The 16,085-nt window shown below is 65.8% G+C and carries 16 protein-coding genes; 4 read left to right on the forward strand and 12 right to left on the reverse strand.

The genetic code is table 11. The annotated features are described in order from the left end of the window. Positions 1-19 precede the first annotated feature (19 nt). On the forward strand, positions 20-571 hold the full coding sequence (locus tag SLQ30_RS19490) for a TetR/AcrR family transcriptional regulator (protein ID WP_319447742.1): 552 nt from the start codon (positions 20-22) through the stop codon (positions 569-571). Between the two features lie 32 nt (positions 572-603). On the opposite strand, the gene SLQ30_RS19495 is transcribed toward SLQ30_RS19490, so the two are convergent. Beyond that, positions 604-1,695: a phosphotransferase gene (locus tag SLQ30_RS19495; protein WP_319447741.1), complete on the reverse strand. Its 1,092-nt coding sequence runs from the start codon at positions 1,693-1,695 to the stop codon at positions 604-606. 254 nt (positions 1,696-1,949) lie between these two features. On the opposite strand from SLQ30_RS19495, the gene SLQ30_RS19500 reads away from it, so the two are divergent. Both SLQ30_RS19500 and SLQ30_RS19505 read left to right on the forward strand, forming a co-directional pair. Then, entirely contained in the window at positions 1,950-2,807 is an 858-nt protein-coding gene (locus tag SLQ30_RS19500; RefSeq protein WP_319447740.1) for an SMP-30/gluconolactonase/LRE family protein, read from the forward strand. A gap of 8 nt (positions 2,808-2,815) precedes the next feature. After that, complete coding sequence (locus tag SLQ30_RS19505; RefSeq protein WP_319447739.1) at positions 2,816-4,030, forward strand: cytochrome P450; 1,215 nt, start codon at positions 2,816-2,818, stop codon at positions 4,028-4,030. Here SLQ30_RS19505 and SLQ30_RS19510 read toward each other — a convergent pair. The 7 genes from SLQ30_RS19510 to SLQ30_RS19540 form a co-directional block, all read right to left on the reverse strand. Beyond that, complete coding sequence (locus SLQ30_RS19510; RefSeq protein ID WP_319447738.1) at positions 4,021-4,377, reverse strand: DoxX family protein; 357 nt, start codon at positions 4,375-4,377, stop codon at positions 4,021-4,023. The two genes, SLQ30_RS19505 and SLQ30_RS19510, sit on opposite strands and share 10 nt — an antisense overlap. Next, positions 4,374-4,973 (reverse strand): TetR/AcrR family transcriptional regulator, encoded by a 600-nt coding sequence (locus tag SLQ30_RS19515; protein WP_319447737.1) that lies wholly within the window; start codon positions 4,971-4,973, stop codon positions 4,374-4,376. The genes SLQ30_RS19510 and SLQ30_RS19515 overlap by 4 nt, the downstream gene beginning before the upstream one ends. Before the next feature lie 109 nt (positions 4,974-5,082). Beyond that, the gene (locus SLQ30_RS19520; protein WP_319447736.1) at positions 5,083-5,277 is read right to left on the reverse strand and encodes a ferredoxin; all 195 of its coding nucleotides are present in this window, start codon (positions 5,275-5,277) and stop codon (positions 5,083-5,085) included. Beyond that, complete coding sequence (locus SLQ30_RS19525) at positions 5,274-6,269, reverse strand: LLM class flavin-dependent oxidoreductase (RefSeq protein WP_413468098.1); 996 nt, start codon at positions 6,267-6,269, stop codon at positions 5,274-5,276. The genes SLQ30_RS19520 and SLQ30_RS19525 overlap by 4 nt, the downstream gene beginning before the upstream one ends. 30 nt (positions 6,270-6,299) lie before the next feature. Next, positions 6,300-7,154: a mycofactocin-coupled SDR family oxidoreductase gene (locus SLQ30_RS19530; RefSeq protein ID WP_319447734.1), complete on the reverse strand. Its 855-nt coding sequence runs from the start codon at positions 7,152-7,154 to the stop codon at positions 6,300-6,302. 37 nt (positions 7,155-7,191) lie between these two features. Then, positions 7,192-8,739, reverse strand: a complete 1,548-nt coding sequence (locus SLQ30_RS19535) for a class I adenylate-forming enzyme family protein (RefSeq protein ID WP_319447733.1) — start codon at positions 8,737-8,739, stop codon at positions 7,192-7,194. Further along, the gene (locus SLQ30_RS19540; protein WP_319447732.1) at positions 8,718-9,911 is read right to left on the reverse strand and encodes a thiolase family protein; all 1,194 of its coding nucleotides are present in this window, start codon (positions 9,909-9,911) and stop codon (positions 8,718-8,720) included. The genes SLQ30_RS19535 and SLQ30_RS19540 overlap by 22 nt, the downstream gene beginning before the upstream one ends. Positions 9,912-9,968: 57 nt before the next feature. Between SLQ30_RS19540 and SLQ30_RS19545 the strand changes: the two genes are divergently transcribed. After that, positions 9,969-10,397, forward strand: a complete 429-nt coding sequence (locus SLQ30_RS19545) for a Zn-ribbon domain-containing OB-fold protein (protein ID WP_319447731.1) — start codon at positions 9,969-9,971, stop codon at positions 10,395-10,397. Between the two features lie 6 nt (positions 10,398-10,403). On the opposite strand, the gene SLQ30_RS19550 is transcribed toward SLQ30_RS19545, so the two are convergent. From SLQ30_RS19550 to SLQ30_RS19565, 4 genes are read right to left on the reverse strand one after another with little or no spacing between them, the layout of a single operon-like run. Continuing rightward, positions 10,404-12,572 carry an acyl-CoA dehydrogenase gene (locus SLQ30_RS19550; protein WP_319447730.1) on the reverse strand — a complete coding sequence of 723 codons (2,169 nt, stop codon included), beginning with the start codon at positions 12,570-12,572 and terminating at the stop codon, positions 10,404-10,406. Positions 12,573-12,583: 11 nt separating this feature from the next. Continuing rightward, positions 12,584-13,960 carry a phosphotransferase family protein gene (locus SLQ30_RS19555; protein ID WP_319447729.1) on the reverse strand — a complete coding sequence of 459 codons (1,377 nt, stop codon included), beginning with the start codon at positions 13,958-13,960 and terminating at the stop codon, positions 12,584-12,586. Continuing rightward, the gene (locus tag SLQ30_RS19560) at positions 13,957-14,820 is read right to left on the reverse strand and encodes an enoyl-CoA hydratase-related protein (RefSeq protein WP_319447728.1); all 864 of its coding nucleotides are present in this window, start codon (positions 14,818-14,820) and stop codon (positions 13,957-13,959) included. The genes SLQ30_RS19555 and SLQ30_RS19560 overlap by 4 nt, the downstream gene beginning before the upstream one ends. After that, positions 14,820-16,085, reverse strand: a complete 1,266-nt coding sequence (locus SLQ30_RS19565; protein WP_319447727.1) for a MaoC family dehydratase N-terminal domain-containing protein — start codon at positions 16,083-16,085, stop codon at positions 14,820-14,822. The genes SLQ30_RS19560 and SLQ30_RS19565 overlap by 1 nt, the downstream gene beginning before the upstream one ends.

The following is a 16,085-nucleotide window of genomic DNA, read 5'->3' on the forward strand; positions in this document are numbered from 1 at the left end:
GCACAGGCATACTGACGAAGTGACGAATGAACGGCGCGCCGCGACCGACTATTTCGCCGAGGGCATGGCGGTGCTCGAGGAATCTGGGTTTCCGGCGCTGACCGCCGCGGGACTGTGCGGACGGATGGGCGTCACGCGCGGCTCCTTCTACCACCACTTCACCAGCTTCGATGATTTCGTGGACCGGCTCCTGGCCTATTGGGAGCAGCACTACAGCCGCGACCTCATCACCAAATCCGAATCCGCCGATCTCGCAACGCAAGTGCGCCTGCAGGCAGACTTCGCTATCGCGTTACCCCACGGCGCAGAGGCTGCGCTGCGCGCGTGGGGAACGATAAATCCGCGTGTTGCCGCCGCCCAGCGCAAGGTGGATCGAATCAGGCATCGCAGCCTGGTTCGATCCCTGCGTCGACACGGCGTCCCCGAGTCGAAGGCGAAGATCTACGCCACCATCACACTCGCCACGCTGACCGGCATGCAGATGACGCAGCGTCCCTTCAACCCCGCCTCACTACGCGAGGTGTACGACGAACTCGCTCAGGCGCTCGGCAAGAACCTGGCGCCTGCTTGACGCTCCACAGGACCATTTACCGTCCCATAGGACTATCCGCTCACGGCACGCAGGCCGTCCAGGTCGATGATCGCGGCGGCATGGCGCTCGGTCATCGCGGCTACATTGGCTCGCGACTGCATCATCGGCGGAGTAACGGCCCACAGCAGACCATGCACGCTGTAGCACCGGTACGCACGCCATGCCTCGTTCGGACCGGGCGCCGCTCCCCCGTGCGCCGCGAGCGCACGCAGGTAGTGCCCCAGCAGCTCACGCTCGGAGGCCCGCCGATCGGCCGGCTCCAGTGCACCGGTCACGAAATAGGCGACATCGTCCAACGGCGGACCCAGGCACACCGCCTGCCAGTCCAAGAATGTCGGCCGGCCATCCGCCGCGGTGTACGTGTTGCCCACGTGGGCATCACCGTGTGTGAGGCAGATGGCCTCACGCGCATGACGTTCCCACATCCGGGTGATCGCCGCGCGTACCACGCGCCGATCATCCAGCGGCGACGGCAGCGACGGCGCTCGCGGGAATCTGAAGTGGGTATTCCAGTGCACGGCGCTGAACAGGATCGGCGTCAACCCCCCGATGATCGACTTCCGTGGCAGCCAAGGGAATTCGCTTGGTGGTTTGCCCATCGTCGCGGCGTGCCACGCCGCCTGGACTTCGAGCGCAGCAGCGACACGATCGACCGACCACGGCATCGTCGGATCACCGAACGACACACCCGCCTCGACGAGATCGTCGAGAATCACGATCCCCTGACCGCTATCGTCGGCATCGGCAAACCAGCAGTTCGGCAACGTGGCAGTCATGGTCGGGGCAATGTGATGGTAGAACGCGGCTTCGAGTTGGTAAGCGCGGGCGACGTCCATCAAACCCAGTCGCTTGACCACCGATCCGGCACCCTTTCGGTACCAACGCTGGTCGAAACCGCCTTTGATACAAAGTGATTCAGGCGGACGGGCGCCAGGTGTGCCCGCGTAACCGACACGCACCCGGATCTTCGTTGCCGTTCCCGGAATCACCTCGACGATGTCGAGCCGCTCGACCTCGATATCGGGAAGTCGGGGCCGCAATGCGGCGGTGAGCCAGTCCGCAGTGAGCTCCTCGGGCCCGCGCGGCAGCCTCACCTTGCTCATCGAAATCATCCGTGTGCCCGCGGAGGCGTGCACATCTGCGTCGTCGTCACCCTGCGACCATACATGGGTGTATGGCGGCGCGTGCGCCGCCCGGAGCGCGCATGCTCAAATCGTCGCCGTTCACGAGTCGCCGATCTTCGACTTGGCCGATTCCGAACCCTTGCGAGCGGCGATAATCTAGGCTACTGAATTATATATTCAGCCTCGATCCCGCCGAGCTCATGAGTTGCATGCCACCTGCCCCGAGAAGTCTCGTGCCCGCGCTTTCCGCGCCGTTCGTCGCGGACCTGGCGTTCCCCGAAGCACCGCGCTGGCACGACGGGCAGTTGTGGTTCTCCGACATGATCGGCCGCCGGGTATGCACCGTTGATGAGGCTGGCATCCTTCAGTCCACCGCACACTTCGACGACATGCCGGGGGGAATTGGGTTCCTTCCAGACGGCACGCCACTGGTGGTCGGTATGACGTCGTCGCTGCTCTTCGCGATCCGGGACGGCCACCCCGAGGTGTACGCGGAGCTCTGCGCCGGGAGCGACGTTCATCTCGATGACATGGCAGTCAGCGCCGACGGAACGGCCTACGTGGGTGCCGTCGGGACGATCGCAGCCGACGCGAAACGCATGAGCGACGGCGCGATCATGCGTGTCACGCCGGATGGCACGGTCACCCGCGAGGCGGGCGACCTCGCGTTTCCCAATGGAATGGCCATATCCCACGACGGGACCACGCTGCTCGTCAACGAGACCTTCGCGGAACGGGTCACCGCCTTCGACATCACCACCGACGGCCGGTTGAGCAATCGCCGGAAGTGGGCGGCACTGCCGGGCACACATCCCGACGGACTTGCCGTCGACAGCGACGGCGCGGTCTGGGTCGGTTGTTACGCCGAGGAGAAGTTCGTCCGTGTCCGAAAGGGCGGCGAGGTCACTCACGTGCTCCCGACGCCTGGGCGTTGGGCGACGGGGGTGGCACTGGGTGGCCCGGACGGCCACACGCTGTTTTTGGCAACCGCCGACACCGATCAGCGGCGTTTCTTTCGTGGCGACTCACACGGCCGCCTCGACACCGTACGAGTTGAAGTCCCCGCCCCGAATGACATCCGATCGAGCTAGGAGCTCCCATGACTGCGACTGAAAAGACCGACAGCGCCCAGGAATACGAGTACATACGGGGCGGCGATCCGGCGTGCTCGAACTTCGCCCGACTGGATGCGCTACAGGCGAGTAACCGTCCGTTCCTGCGCGCGGCCGGACCTGCCAATGAGTACTGGGTACTCACCGACCACGAAGCGATCCGCGACGGCCTGCAACGCCCGGATCTGTTCTCGAATGCCGCGATAGTGCCGATCGAGCCCAAGCCGCTGTACCGGTGGATTCCGATGATGCTCGATCCGCCCGAGCACACCAAGTGGCGTCATGTTCTGGGGCTGTACTTCTCCCCCGGTCGGGTCCACCGCCTGGCAGAGGATCAACGTGCCTTCGCCGCCGACCTCATCGAGGGTTTGCGCGCCAAAGGCTCTTGCGACTTCTACGCGGAGTTCGCCGCGGTCTTTCCCACCACCATCTTCCTGAACATCATGGGTATGCCGATCGACAAACTCGACGAATTCCTGGTGTGGGAGAACAAGATTCTGCACTCGACTCCGGAAAGCGACCCAGACCGCACGGCTGGCATGGGCGCAATGCTCGAGGTGATGGAGTACTTCCGCGGGCTGATCACCGAGAGGCGAAACGATCCCGCCGCGTGTGGCGACGACATCGTCAGCCATGCCCTGGAATGGGAGCTCGACGGCGCCAAGCCCACCGACGACGATCTGCTCTCCTGCATGCTGCTGCTGTTCATGGCCGGGCTGGACACCGTCGCCGCCCAGCTCTCCTACGCGTTCCATCACCTGGCCACCCACCCCGCCGACCGCCAACGCATCGCAGCCGACCCGTCCTGCATCCCGCACGCGGTGGAGGAGCTCCTTCGGGCACATCCCATCGTGCAGACCGCCCGCATCGCGCAGACCGACGAAACCTTTCATGGCTGCCCGATCAAGAAGGGCGACATGGTCGCGTTCCCGCTCGCCATGGCCAATCGTGATCCGGCCGAACACCCCAGGGCCGGACAGGTCGACTTCGACGCGCCTCGTCCGCGCCACATCAGCTTCGGCGCAGGACCGCATCGCTGCCTTGGATCTCACCTTGCGCGACAGGAAATGGTCATCGCGCTAGAGGAATGGCACCGGCTCATTCCCGACTACGAGGTGGCCGACCAGTCAGCCGTCACCGAACACACCGGCGGCGTCTACAGCCTCGACTGCCTTCCGCTGCGATGGCCGTCCTACGCGTAGGACACCGCGAGGACGACGGCCGAAAACACCAACATGCCAAGGCAGTTCACCCAGAAGGTGGAGTTCAGGAATCTGGCACGCAGATGGGCGACCGCAGCGCACACGAAGTACGCGACCACGCCGACGTTGGCGGCGATGCCCACACCCGGGTAGTGCAGCCCCACGAGTAGCCCGGCGGTCGCCAGCAGCTTGATCACGATCAGGATCCACCACCAGTCGCGGGGGAAACGCACTCCGTCCAGGCAGTCGCATATGAATTTGAGCGGACGGATCGACATCAGGGCGTCGCCCAACAGCACCACTGCGAGCGCGGCGGTCAGCAGGGGCAGGTGCGGGGTGTCGATCATTGTGGAACTCCATTTCCGAGGATGAGATCGACCGCTTCGGCGAAGCGGCCCGGTGCGGCGGACTCGTCGAAGGCGCCTCCAGAGGTCGCGCGGAGTACGCCGATGTAGGCGAGGTACAGCGTGCGCGCGGCGGCCGCGGAATTGGCATGACCGGCCGCTCGAAAGATGCGCTCGAAGTCGGCGACCAGCTCATCCGCGAGCTCGGTGAACGTGCGGGACCTGTGCCTGCCGCGCGCGACCACTGCCGCGTACTCGCGGTAGAGGTCTCGGTCCGACTGGAAGTACGCCACGAAGGGCTCGACGGTGGCGATGAGCCGCTCGGCCGCTTCGGTCTTCGTGAGCGGAGGTACCCGCGCGTTCCGATCGCGGGCCGCGTGCACCGCCGCAATCCAATGGTCGACGATCGCGATCAGCAGACCGTCCTTGTCGCCGACGCCCATGACGGTGCCGACGCTCACGCTCGCCTCAGCCGCGATTCGACGCACTGTGGTCGCGGCGAAGCCTTGCTCGCGGAAGAGTCGATCGGCGGCGGCGAGTACGCGCTGACGGGTGTCGGCCTTCGCATCCGCCCTTGACTGAACCCGTTCACTGAACACGTTCAACACGCTAGCGGGCCATCCTCCGGATACGCAAGAGCCCCGCCAATGGGCCTGCGCGGGTGTAGGTCGGTGGCGAACGTGGAGCAGGCCGATGCCGCAGCCCGGATCAGGCCTCTTCGATGCGCAGTGCCAGCTCCGGACAGGCAGCCACACCCTCGAGGACGGCCGGCTCGTCGTACCGTGCGACGACGTGGGATACCAGCGTCGAGTAGCCCTGTTCGTCGATCGGAAACAGGTTCGGACCGGTCGCGTGACAGCGCGCGTGGCCGGTGCACTTCGATTGCTCCAAGACAACTTTCATGGGTGCCCCGCAATCGCTTCACCGAGAAACCTGGTCGCCTCGGCGCGATAGTGAGCCCGCCGCCGCTGGCTCACCAGGTATCCCGGAGGGGAGAAGAATCCGGTGTCGGGAAGGCGGCGGCGGCTGGCCAGCATCTCCTTGGCCTGGGCGCTGTCACCGCATACCGCGATCGACCACAGCATCTCGTCGGTCACGTGCTTGCCAATGGCGCGCGGGTCGCCGTTGGCGAACTCCGTGCGGATGGAGGCCACGTCGTCCTGCCAGCCGTGTAGCGCGATGAGCGGGTCGTAGGCCTTCACGGTCATGTCAAAGGCGATTTGTCTCTTGGCTTCTTCGACCGCACGCTTCGGGTCGGCATCGTCGACCGCGGTGGTCACCCAACCCCAGCGCAACAATCCCGAGGCGTCGCGGCCGGCCTTGGTAGCGCCAGTCTGGATCTCGCGGTCGACCACTTCGTCCCACCAACGGTCGGTGAGCAGCGGGTGCCCCAAAATCCCGTCGGCGGTCCGCCCCACGGTGCGCAGCATGTGAACGTTGAAGGCGCCGATGAGGATTGGCACATCGATGCGGCCGAGCACCGGAGCCCGGACGCGCGCGTCGATGGAGTAGAAATCGCCCGAGTATGTGACCTTCTCATCGTTCTCCGCGCGCAGGAAGGCGCGGATCACCTCGACGAGTTCAGCCATCCTGGCAGCGGGATGTGACGAGTCGACACCGAACCAATCGCGGTTCATTCGTGTGGTGCCAGACCCCAACCCGAGGAAGACTCGGCCGGGGGCGATCCGGTTCAGGTGCCGGGCCGCCGAAGCATGGACAAACGGTGAGCGGGCGAAGGCGTAGGCGATTCCAGGACCAATCATCGCGGCGGAACTCGCATGCGCCATCTCGGCCGCCGCCACATAAGCGTTCGCATCGGCGAACTCACCGCTGCAGAACGCGGAAGCGCCTGCCTCCTCGCATTCCTCGGCCACGGCCGCGCCCGGCCACGGCATACCCCACTTCACGAGATCACCGGTGGGCGCTCAGAACTTCAGGCTCGCGCCGGCATCGATCTTCAACTGCACGCCGGTGACATAACGGGATTCGTCTGAGGCGAGGTAGCAGACGGCGTGAGACACGTCGTCGGGTTCGACGAACGGTATCGGCATGCCCTGCATCATCGGGAATGTGAGCAACGCGTCGTCCAGGCCGGGGTGTTCGAGGTCGGGTCGGAACATCTTGTACATCGGCTCGTTGTGCAGCATCGGCGTGTTCACATTCGTCGGGTGCACAACGTTGGCGCGAATGGACTGCGGCGCCAACTGCGCGGCCAGTGCCATCGTGTACCTGTCGATGAACTGCTTGGCGAGGTTGTAGCCGGAACCCCCGGCGCCGGTCGGTCCGCTGGCGGCGCCAGGACCCGCCTTTTCCGCTAGCAGTCCGGCAACCGAGCCCACCGTCACGATCGATGCGCCTGCCGACAGGTGCGGCAAAGCGGCGTGCACGGTGTTGACGACGCCGACGAAGTCGACGTCGAATGCATTGGTGAATGCGCCGACTGGCTGATTTGCGCCCAACGGGCAGATCCCGGCGTTGGCCACCACCACGTCGAGCTTGCCGAACTCACCGATCGCCTCGGTCAGTGCAGCCTCCAACGCGGCGCGATCTCGGACGTCGACTTCTGCGGCTACCGCACGGCGACCGGTCTTTTCGACTTCGAGGCGGGCCTCTTCGAGGTCGTGCTCCGATGCCAACGGGTAGTCGTTGTGCTCGATGTCGTGGCAGATGTCGAACAGGATGATGTCGGCACCCTCCTCGGCCAGCTTCACCGCATGGCGACGACCCTGCCCACGCGCACCTCCGGTGACCAGAACGACCTTGTCTTGAACCCTACCCATATCAGTGCCTTTCGCTTGAGAATCGTTGCTCAACTGGTTATTTCAGCTGTTCTCTGAGCAAGTGCTTCTGTACCTTGCCGCTGGCCGTACGGGGCAACTCGTCGACGACGACGATCCGCTCCGGCGTCTTCTGCCGGGCCAACCCGACCTGCTGGAAGTGGTCGGCCGCCTCTGCCAATCCGAAGCGCTGGCCGGGGTTGACCACCACGAACACGCACACGCGTTCGCCGTACTTGTCGTCGGGGGCCCCGACCGCGGCGGCCTCTACCACGGCCGGATGGCCGCTCAAGACGTCCTCGACCTCCTTGGACGAGATGTTCTCTCCCCCACGGACGATGATGTCCTTCTTGCGGTCGGTGATGGTCAGGAAGCCGTCGCCATCGAGCCGGCCGACGTCGCCGGTGCGGAACCAGCCATCGACCATGGAGGCACGCGTATGCCGTGCGTCGGTATAGCCGGCGAACAGTTCCGGTCCGCGGCTGAGGATTTCGCCTTCGCAGCCCGGCCGCACCTCGTGTCCGTCGTCGTCGACGAGCCGAACTTCGGTGCCCGGTGCGATCCGGCCGTCGGTGTCGGCACGTTTGTCCAGCGGATCTGCCCCGGCGCTTGAGCTGATGGTGGGATGCTCGGTCGACCCGTAACACCGGAATGCTCCGACCCCGCGTGCGTCCGCGCGCCGGATCAACGACCCCGCCACTCCTGCGGCTCCCGTGGTGTACTCGCGCAAGCTCGACAGGTCGAGCTTCTCCTGTTCAGCGATGTCGAGGATGCCACCGAGGTGAATCGGCGCACCCCCCGACGCGCCGACCCCGTGGCGGGCGATGAGCCGAGCGGCCGTCTGCGGATTCCACGCGTCCATGGCGATGGTCGTGTTCGCGCGACCCAGCATGCGCAGGATGCCGAGCACGCCAGCGATGTGTCCCGAAGGAAACACCGACAATGTGGTCAAAGATGGTCCGGCCGCCCGCATTTCGTCCATCGCCTGGATTTCGCCAAGCAGGGTCGCATGCGTGTGCTGCACGCCCTTGGGTTCGGCGGTCGTCCCCGAGGTATAGACCAGCAGGCACCGCTGCTCGGCGCCGGACGGTTGGTGGGCAACGAAATCGATTGCGCTGCTCCGGGTGAGCTCAGCGAAGGGGATGGTCCCCGGCGTCGGGTCGCCGACCACGATGCGGTGCGCGATATCAGGTAGCTCGGCGATTGCGTCTAGGGTGGCTGAGGTGTCGCGGTTGCGTAGGGCGCGGGCGATGATCAACGCGCGGGCACCCGACTTCTGCATTATGAACGCAACCTCGCGGGGACCGTAGATGGGCACGATCGGTAACAGCACCGCGCCGCAGAGCCACGCGGCCGCATGGGCGACGAAACACTCTCGCCAGTTGGGAAGTTGGACCGCCACTACATCGCCGGGTTGGATACCCAGTCCGGTCAGGCTCGCCGCGACTCGGCAGCTCTCGTCGAAGAGCTCGCCCAGCGTGGTCGAGGTGGGGTTCACGTCACTGTGGACGATCACGGACGTGTCGGGGTGCTCGCGGACGGCGGACACGATCTCGTCGGGGATGCTCAGCATGTCAGTAGCAGGCATCCTGCGATGGGCCCTCCGCCGGCCGAAACCACCGCAACCTCGGGCCGTTTCGGTATCGCGGTTTCTCCTGCACGGCCTCGAAGTTGTTGGCACGCTTCATAGAGCACCCAGTAGCCGTGCATCCGCCCCGCGGACAGCTGACCGCCGTAGGTGTTCAGCGGCAACTGGCCGTCCGGTGCGATTCGGTGGCCGCCCTCCACGAAGGGACCGCTTTCACCGTCGCCGCAGAACCCGAGCGCCTCCAGCCACGCCAGCGTGAGGAACGTGAATCCGTCGTAGAGCTCCGCGATGTCGACGTCGGCGGGGCCGAGGTCGGTGTGTGACCACATTTCGGTGGCGGCGTCGGTGGCCGCCATCTTGGGGTAGTCGGGCCGCCCCGTCCAGCTACCAGCACCAGACGCGCCGCCCATCGATTCGATGGTCACCGCGCCGTGCGGGCTGTCACTTCGGTGTTCGGCCGACGACACCACGACCGCGATCGACCCGTCGACGGGCACGTCGCAGTCCAGCAGACCGAACGGGCTCGACACGGGCCGGGCCGCCAGGTAGTGCTCCATCTCGATGGGCTCGCGGTAGACGGCCAAGGGGTTGCGCGCGGCGTTGCGGCGCGCGTTGATCGCCACCCAGCCCAGTTGTTCCTTGGTGGTGCCGTAGAGCTCCATGTGGCTCCGACATTGCATCGCAAGCCAATTGGCGGCCGAATAGGCATGTGCGGCAAGGAGATATTCGACGTCGGCCATCACCACGTTCGGGCCCTTGACGCGCGCGGGCTTGGGTGAGTCGGGCTTCGGTGAGTCGGACTTCGGTGAGTCGGATTTCGGCTTCGTGTCGATCGTGCCGCCCATCATCTGCACCGTGCGGTACACCAGCACGTGGCGGGCGCGCCCTTCGCGGACGGCCAGGCACGCCGACATCACCGGTGACAGCAGCCCACCGGTGTCGAACCCACCTCCACGAAACTGCGGTTCGATGTTCAACGCCGCGGCCACCTCCTTGGGTGGCGTGTCCCCCAGCGACGTGATGCCGTCCAGTTGGTCGACCGTCAATCCGGCGTCGTCGAGGGCGGCACGAACCGCTTCGAGCGTCAGTTCCAGCGCCGGGATTCCGGTACGCCTGCCGATGCGCGAGATACCGGCGCCCGCGATGACGGCGTCCTTACCGGGATGTCGCACTACCGCTACCTCCGAACCCGTTCCAACAAACGTCTTATTCAGTGTACTTTTCTAAGTATGACGGTACAACAGGATCCGGCCGCCGTTCCACGCGTGCTGCCGCGCCTCGACTTGCACACCAAGGCCTTTTGGACCGGCGGCGCCAACGCGCAGCTGCTGATCGCCCGCTGTCGAGACTGCAGTCGCTGGGTGCATCCGCCGGTCGCCGACTGTCCGAATTGCGGTGGGCCGCTTGAACCGACGCCTGTCAGCGGGGACGGCGTCGTCTTCACCTACACGGTGAACTACCAGCAGTTTCATCCTGCGGTCGTTCCGCCGTACGTGATCGCCCTGGTCGAACTGCCGGAGCAACCCGGACTACGCATCGCCGCCAACATCGCCGGCTGCGACCCGGAAGCAGTAGCCATCGGTATGGCGGTGCGCGTCGAATTCGAACAACACGAGCACGTTTTCGTCCCGGTTTTCACGCCCCGCGACGTCACTTGAGCGACGTCATTTGATCAGTGGGTCGCGGGGCAGTCCGAGGATTCGCTCGGCGATCTGGTTCCTGGTGACTTCCGAGGTGCCGCCCGCGATCGACATGCCGCGAGCTCCCAGCACCAGGAGTCCGGTCGCCCCAGCTTTCCCGGCGACCAAGGCCACTTCCGGACCCTGCAATTCCGCCGACAGCGTCGCACGGTCACTGATGTGTTCGGCCAGAAGCGATTTCGTCACGTTGCCCTCGGGACCGGGCTCCGCCCCTGCGACACTGCGCGCCGCGCGCCGCAGGTTCAAGAGGCGCAGTGCATGTTCGTCGGCCAGAAAGCGGCCTGCACGCGCGGTTGCGCCCGCGAAACCGTCGCCATGGCGCTGCGTCAACTTGATCACCGAGGCTGCCGCTCCGCGACTGGCCGCGACGCCGCCGCCGCCGATACTGACCCGCTCGTTGCCCAGCGTCGCCCTGGCGACGGTCCAGCCCTTGTTCGGGTCCCCCACCACGTCCGCGTCGGGGACGAACACGTCGGAGAAGAAGACTTCGTTGAACTCCGAGCCGCCGGTGATCTGCCGCAGCGGGCGCACCTCGACCCCTGGGGCGGACATGTCAATGATGACGGTGGTGATGCCCGCATGCTTCGGCGCCTCCGGATCGGTCCGCACCGTGGCGAGCCCGCGCTGGCAGTATTGCGCGCCACTCGTCCACACCTTCTGGCCGTTGATCTTCCAGCCACCGTCGACCCGCACCGCCCGAGCCTTGACGGCGGCGGCATCCGAACCCGCTTCGGGTTCGGAGAACAACTGGCACCACACTTCGTCGCCGCTGAGCGCCGAGTCGACGAAACGGTCGATCTGATCGGTGGTGCCGTGCTGGATCAACGTCAGAATCACCCAGCCGGTGATGCCGAAATCGGGTCGCTTGAGTCCGGCGGCCGCGAACTCGTCGTCGATGACGAGCTGCTCGACGGCATCGGCGGCGCGTCCCCACGGCTTGGGCCAGTGCGGCATTACGTAGCCCGTCTCGATGAGTCGCCTGCGCTGCGCGCCCTCGTCGAGTGCCGCGATCTGCACGGCGTCAGCGCGGACCTGCTCGCGCAGGGCCGCCGCTTCCGGTGGCAGCTCGATGAAGTTCTCCCGGGTCACGCCCGATGCAGACATCTCGTAGACGTCCTCGGCCGCGCCTTGCGCGCCGAAGAGCGCACGCAGCGTGACCGCGCGGCGCAGATGAAGGTGCGCGTCGTGTTCCCAGGTGAACCCCACCCCGCCGTGCACCTGGATGTTCAGTTCGGCGTTGTGCACGTACGCCGGAACAGCCAGCGTGGCAGCGCAAGCCGCGATCAGCTCGAAGTTCTTGCCGCCGGTGGCTGCGGCCCTTGCGGCGTCCCACACGGTCGACAACGCGGCCTCCGCTGCGACGAGCATGTTGGCGAGATGGTGCTTGATCGCCTGGTAGGTGCCGATCGGTCGTCCGAACTGCTCGCGCACCTTCGCATACCCGACCGCCGAATCCAGGCAGTCCTGAGCTCCGCCAACGGCTTCGGCGGCAATGATGGTGCGCGCGATGGCCAGTGCGCCCGACCCGGCGCCTGCCAGCACGTCCGCTGACCTAACAGTCACCCCGTCGAGCGTCACCCGACCCGACCTGCGGGTGGGGTCGAGGTTTGCCGGCACCTCGACCGACACCCCCGAGCCAGCGGCCTCAAGCACGAGCACGTCGTCCCCGCTGGGGATCAACAACAACTGAGCTACCCCCGCACCCAGGACGATGCCCGCGTTTCCGCTCGCCACACCATCGACGACGTCGACGGCTCCGCCGAACCCGATGCCTGCCGTGCTTGTCCCCTCAGCAAGCCCGGGCAACAGTCGGGCCCGCTGTTCGTCGGTTCCGTGTGCGGCGATCACCGCAGAGGCGATGACGGTGGGAACGAACGGACCGGGCGCGACGGCGCGGCCGAGTTGCTCGACGACGACGACGAGCTCGGGCAGACCGAACCCCGATCCACCGTATTCCTCGGGCAGATGCAGTCCGAGCCAACCCAATTCGGCGAGTTCCGACCAAAACACCGGAAGCTCCTCGGTGGGTGAGTCGAGCAACTCCCTGGCCACCAGTCGGCACTTGTGCGTCGCGAGAAACGACCGCGCGACCTTCTCCAGCTCGCGATGCTCTTCGGTGATTGCAATACCCATTGAAGTTCTCCTCAGCTAAGGGGTGGCCAGGTTCGGTGATACAGCGCGCCCGACGCAGTCCGCATCAAGAAGTCGTCGCGCTTGATGCCGCGCCACAGCTGCGCGACGTAGTCGAGTTCGTCGAGGTCGCCCTTGGACACCCGGTCGGCGAGCGCGGCGCGGCCCGCCTCGACGGAGTCTGGAACTTCGCCGAGCAATTTGGTCAGCTCGTCGAGCTCCTGCCGGTCGACGACTGGGCCAATCCGGTCGACCTCGGCGAGATACTTCACCAGCCGCGCGGCGCCCTTCGTCCACCGGGCCGCCAGCCCGTCGGCGGCCTTGCCCGTCACGTCTTTCAGCACGGAAAGCGTTGCCTCGTAGACCTGTTGATACGGCGAGGCGGGTCCGGACTCGGGGTACTCGAGCTCTTGAGCGGGCAGGTTGACGGCGTGGGCAAGGGCCTCGACCAGCAGCCGCCGATGCAGCATCCCGTAGATGAGACTGTTTCCGGCATCCGGTGATCCAACGGGAATCGACACGCGCGCGTCGATTCCCGCGGAATGCAGTGAGGCAAGCCGGGTCTCGGCGAACAGCCGGTAGTACCAGACCCGGGCTTCATCGATCCGATGCCCGGAGAGCCGCTCGTACTCGGCCAGCCTGGCCGGAAAATCGGTGAACGTGTCCTGGACGGTTCGTAGTGACAGCCAGGCGATGTCGTCCATCGGATCGCCGTAATGGGCCAGCTCCCAGTCGACGATCGCGGTGACCTTGCCGTGCTCGTACATGAAGTTGCCCGGACCGGTGTCGCCCTGGACGAGCACCGGCGAACCCGAGTAGTCGGGCACGTTGCGTTCGAGCCAGTCGATGCAGAACGACAACAGCGGCGCCGGAGCGTTCTGGCGGCCGACCCGCTGCCGAATCGCCGCGAGCTCTTCGAGCACGTGATCTCGAACCGTGAGAACCGGCCCGAGGCTCGCGATGTCGAGCTCGCGTGGGTCGATGCGATGCATCGCGGCCAGCTTCTCGATGAAGTCCTGCGCAACGCTGACCTGTTCGGCCTCGTCCTCGATGAGCCGAAACCAGGTCTCCCCGCTCACCCTCTTCAACAGGATCGCCTGCTGCTCGGGATGGGCGGCAACCACTTCGGGAACCGTCACCCCGTGACGATGAAGTGCGGCAATGATCTCGGCTTCGACTTGCAATGGATGGAATGCGCTGCCGGGCTTGGGCTTACGCCGATCGTAACGCAGGAACAGTTCACGCCTACCGTCAGCGGTCTCGGCGTCGACGAACCACGCCTCGCGACTGGCCCCACCGGAAACCTGCTTGCACTCGACGGACTGCGCGCCGGTCACCGATGCGATCCAGCTCTGGAGCTCGTCGGGAATCTGCCGTCGGTCGTCGCTCATCGGCTGCCCTTCGTGGCCTGGTTCTTCACCGCGGCCTTCTTCGCGGCGGCAGCCTCGAGCCACGCGCGCGCTGCAGCGCGGTGCTCGTCGGTCAACCCCGACCACACCATCCGCTCGCCCTCAAGGGGCAGCGCAGCTTCGAGTGAAAGCACCTGCGCATCAGCGACATTGGCCTTCATCCGCGCCCAGGCACTGGTCGGTCCTGCGGCGATGGACCGTGCCCAGGCCAGGGCCTCGACACGGATTTCGTCATCCTCGACGACCTTGTTCACCAGCCCGATGGCCAGCGCCGCGTCGGCGCAGACCGGGGTGCCCTCGATGAGAATCTGCAACGCTCGCGACGGACCAACCAGTTTCGTCAAGAACCATGCCCCGCCGAAATCGCCGGAGAACGCCAATTGGCCCCACCCCGGAATCAACTTGGCCGATCGCGCCGCGATCCGGAAGTCGGTCGATAGCGCGATGCTGAAACCGGCGCCCACCGCCGCGCCCGGTAGCGCCGCGATGGTGACCTTCGGCATTTCGTGCAACAACCGCACCATGCGCGCGTCGGAAACCAATCGCGCCGCGGACTCCGCCACCGAGGGGCGTTTGCCGTCGGCGCCCTCGGCGCGCGTACGTGGTGCGTCCCGTACGTCGCCACCCGCGCAGAAGGCCGCTCCGGCGCCGGTGATGATCACGCAGCCCACGTCGGCATCATCGGCGAACCGCTCCAGGACTACCGGTACCGCATCAAACATCTCGGGATGCAACGCGTTTCGGCGTTCGGGCCGGTTCAGCGTCAGGATGCCGACACCGTCGAGGATTTCTGCGACGACGGTGTCCGTCCCGGTGTCGATCGTGGTCGAGTCGGCCGTCATCACCGACTACGCCGGAGTTCGTGGTGGCGCTGCCACATAGACACTGCCTTGCGGGCGAGGTCGTCGCCCGGGCTGGGGAGCACGACCGGCCCGAGCTCGCGGCTGGGCAGCGCTACCGTTGCCGTGGCAGGCGCCGTGACCTCCCCACGCTGATTGGTGGCACGGAACTCGATGTCGACCACGGTGTTCGGCCCGTCCGTGCGCTTGGCCACGACCTCCCCGGTGATGACTTGCGCATCGCCGATGTAGTTGAACTTGCGCATCTCGTCGTGCTGCCGCACCAGCCAGCCGTCGTCACCCATCCAGTCGGTGAGGTAGTGGGTGAGCCAACATTCGCGGGTGACCCCGTAGTCGAAGGCCATCGGGTTGCCGATCGACTGGGACCATTCGTTCTCCCAATGCAGGCGCTGGGCCACGTCCGGGATTCCCGCCGCGTTGTTGATGTAGAACTTCGGAACCCGTTGGCGGTTCTTGTAACCCACCCGCGCAGGCCCGATGCCGTACGGGGCAAAGCCATAGCCCCCGGCGTGGAACGAGATGATGTCGGTCAGCGTCAGCGGGCCCTTGGCCATCTTCGGCAGCTGCTCACCCACCTTGACGTCCTCGAAGTACCTGGGTTCCGCGCCGCGTGGTCCCTCAGCGGCGTAGATGGCGTCGAGCTCGGCGATCTGTTCCTCGGTGTACTTCGCGGGCTCGATGTCCATGTACTTCCCACGCTCGCGGGACTTCTTGCGCTCGGTGGAGATCAGAATGGTGCGCACGATCGCAACCACCTCGGCGCGCTGGTTGATGTGCACCTGTCGCTGAATGCGGATGATCGAGCGGCCTGCGAACTCGCTTTGCTTCTCCTCGATCGACTCGAGGCCACCGAACGCGTACAGCTGGTCGCCGGGCAGCACGGGGCGGTACCACTCGGTGTCCTGCCCCGACACGAACAGGTGCACGCCAGAGAACAAGCGTTTGGTCTCGGCATGAATCTCCGCGGGAATCGGATCGCCGTACAGTTTCTTCGACATGGCGATCTGAATCATCGGTGGCGCGATCTGGCTGCCCCACCGGGTGTTCACGCCGTACTCAGGATCGGCGAACAGCGGGTTGTCGTCGCCGTACCCGCGGGCGAAGTTCCGGATCCCGTCGGGCGTGGCGGTCCGGTAGTACTCGTCGCGGACGTTCGGCACGTCGATACCAAGCAGCAACTTGGCCTTCTCGACGTCCTCGTCCTTGATGGCGTAGTCGAAGTCCTTGGCTTCTCCGGTTTGGGTCAT

Origin of the sequence: Mycobacterium sp. RTGN4 (assembly GCF_033804635.1) — a bacterium.
Classification (GTDB): domain Bacteria; phylum Actinomycetota; class Actinomycetes; order Mycobacteriales; family Mycobacteriaceae; genus Mycobacterium.

What these genes read in the sequence shown, in the direction of transcription:
- SLQ30_RS19565 (WP_319447727.1), bottom strand. Translation starts at nt 16,085, where the DNA reads ATGACCCAAACCGGAGAAGCCAAGGACTTCGACTACGCCATCAAGGAC.
- SLQ30_RS19525 (WP_413468098.1), bottom strand. Translation starts at nt 6,269, where the DNA reads ATGCCGTGGCCGGGCGCGGCCGTGGCCGAGGAATGCGAGGAGGCAGGC.
- SLQ30_RS19520 (WP_319447736.1), bottom strand. Translation starts at nt 5,277, where the DNA reads ATGAAAGTTGTCTTGGAGCAATCGAAGTGCACCGGCCACGCGCGCTGT.
- SLQ30_RS19495 (WP_319447741.1), bottom strand. Translation starts at nt 1,695, where the DNA reads ATGAGCAAGGTGAGGCTGCCGCGCGGGCCCGAGGAGCTCACTGCGGAC.
- SLQ30_RS19535 (WP_319447733.1), bottom strand. Translation starts at nt 8,739, where the DNA reads ATGCCTGCTACTGACATGCTGAGCATCCCCGACGAGATCGTGTCCGCC.
- SLQ30_RS19505 (WP_319447739.1), top strand. Translation starts at nt 2,816, where the DNA reads ATGACTGCGACTGAAAAGACCGACAGCGCCCAGGAATACGAGTACATA.
- SLQ30_RS19510 (WP_319447738.1), bottom strand. Translation starts at nt 4,377, where the DNA reads ATGATCGACACCCCGCACCTGCCCCTGCTGACCGCCGCGCTCGCAGTG.
- SLQ30_RS19530 (WP_319447734.1), bottom strand. Translation starts at nt 7,154, where the DNA reads ATGGGTAGGGTTCAAGACAAGGTCGTTCTGGTCACCGGAGGTGCGCGT.
- SLQ30_RS19555 (WP_319447729.1), bottom strand. Translation starts at nt 13,960, where the DNA reads ATGAGCGACGACCGACGGCAGATTCCCGACGAGCTCCAGAGCTGGATC.
- SLQ30_RS19560 (WP_319447728.1), bottom strand. Translation starts at nt 14,820, where the DNA reads ATGACGGCCGACTCGACCACGATCGACACCGGGACGGACACCGTCGTC.
- SLQ30_RS19550 (WP_319447730.1), bottom strand. Translation starts at nt 12,572, where the DNA reads ATGGGTATTGCAATCACCGAAGAGCATCGCGAGCTGGAGAAGGTCGCG.
- SLQ30_RS19545 (WP_319447731.1), top strand. Translation starts at nt 9,969, where the DNA reads ATGACGGTACAACAGGATCCGGCCGCCGTTCCACGCGTGCTGCCGCGC.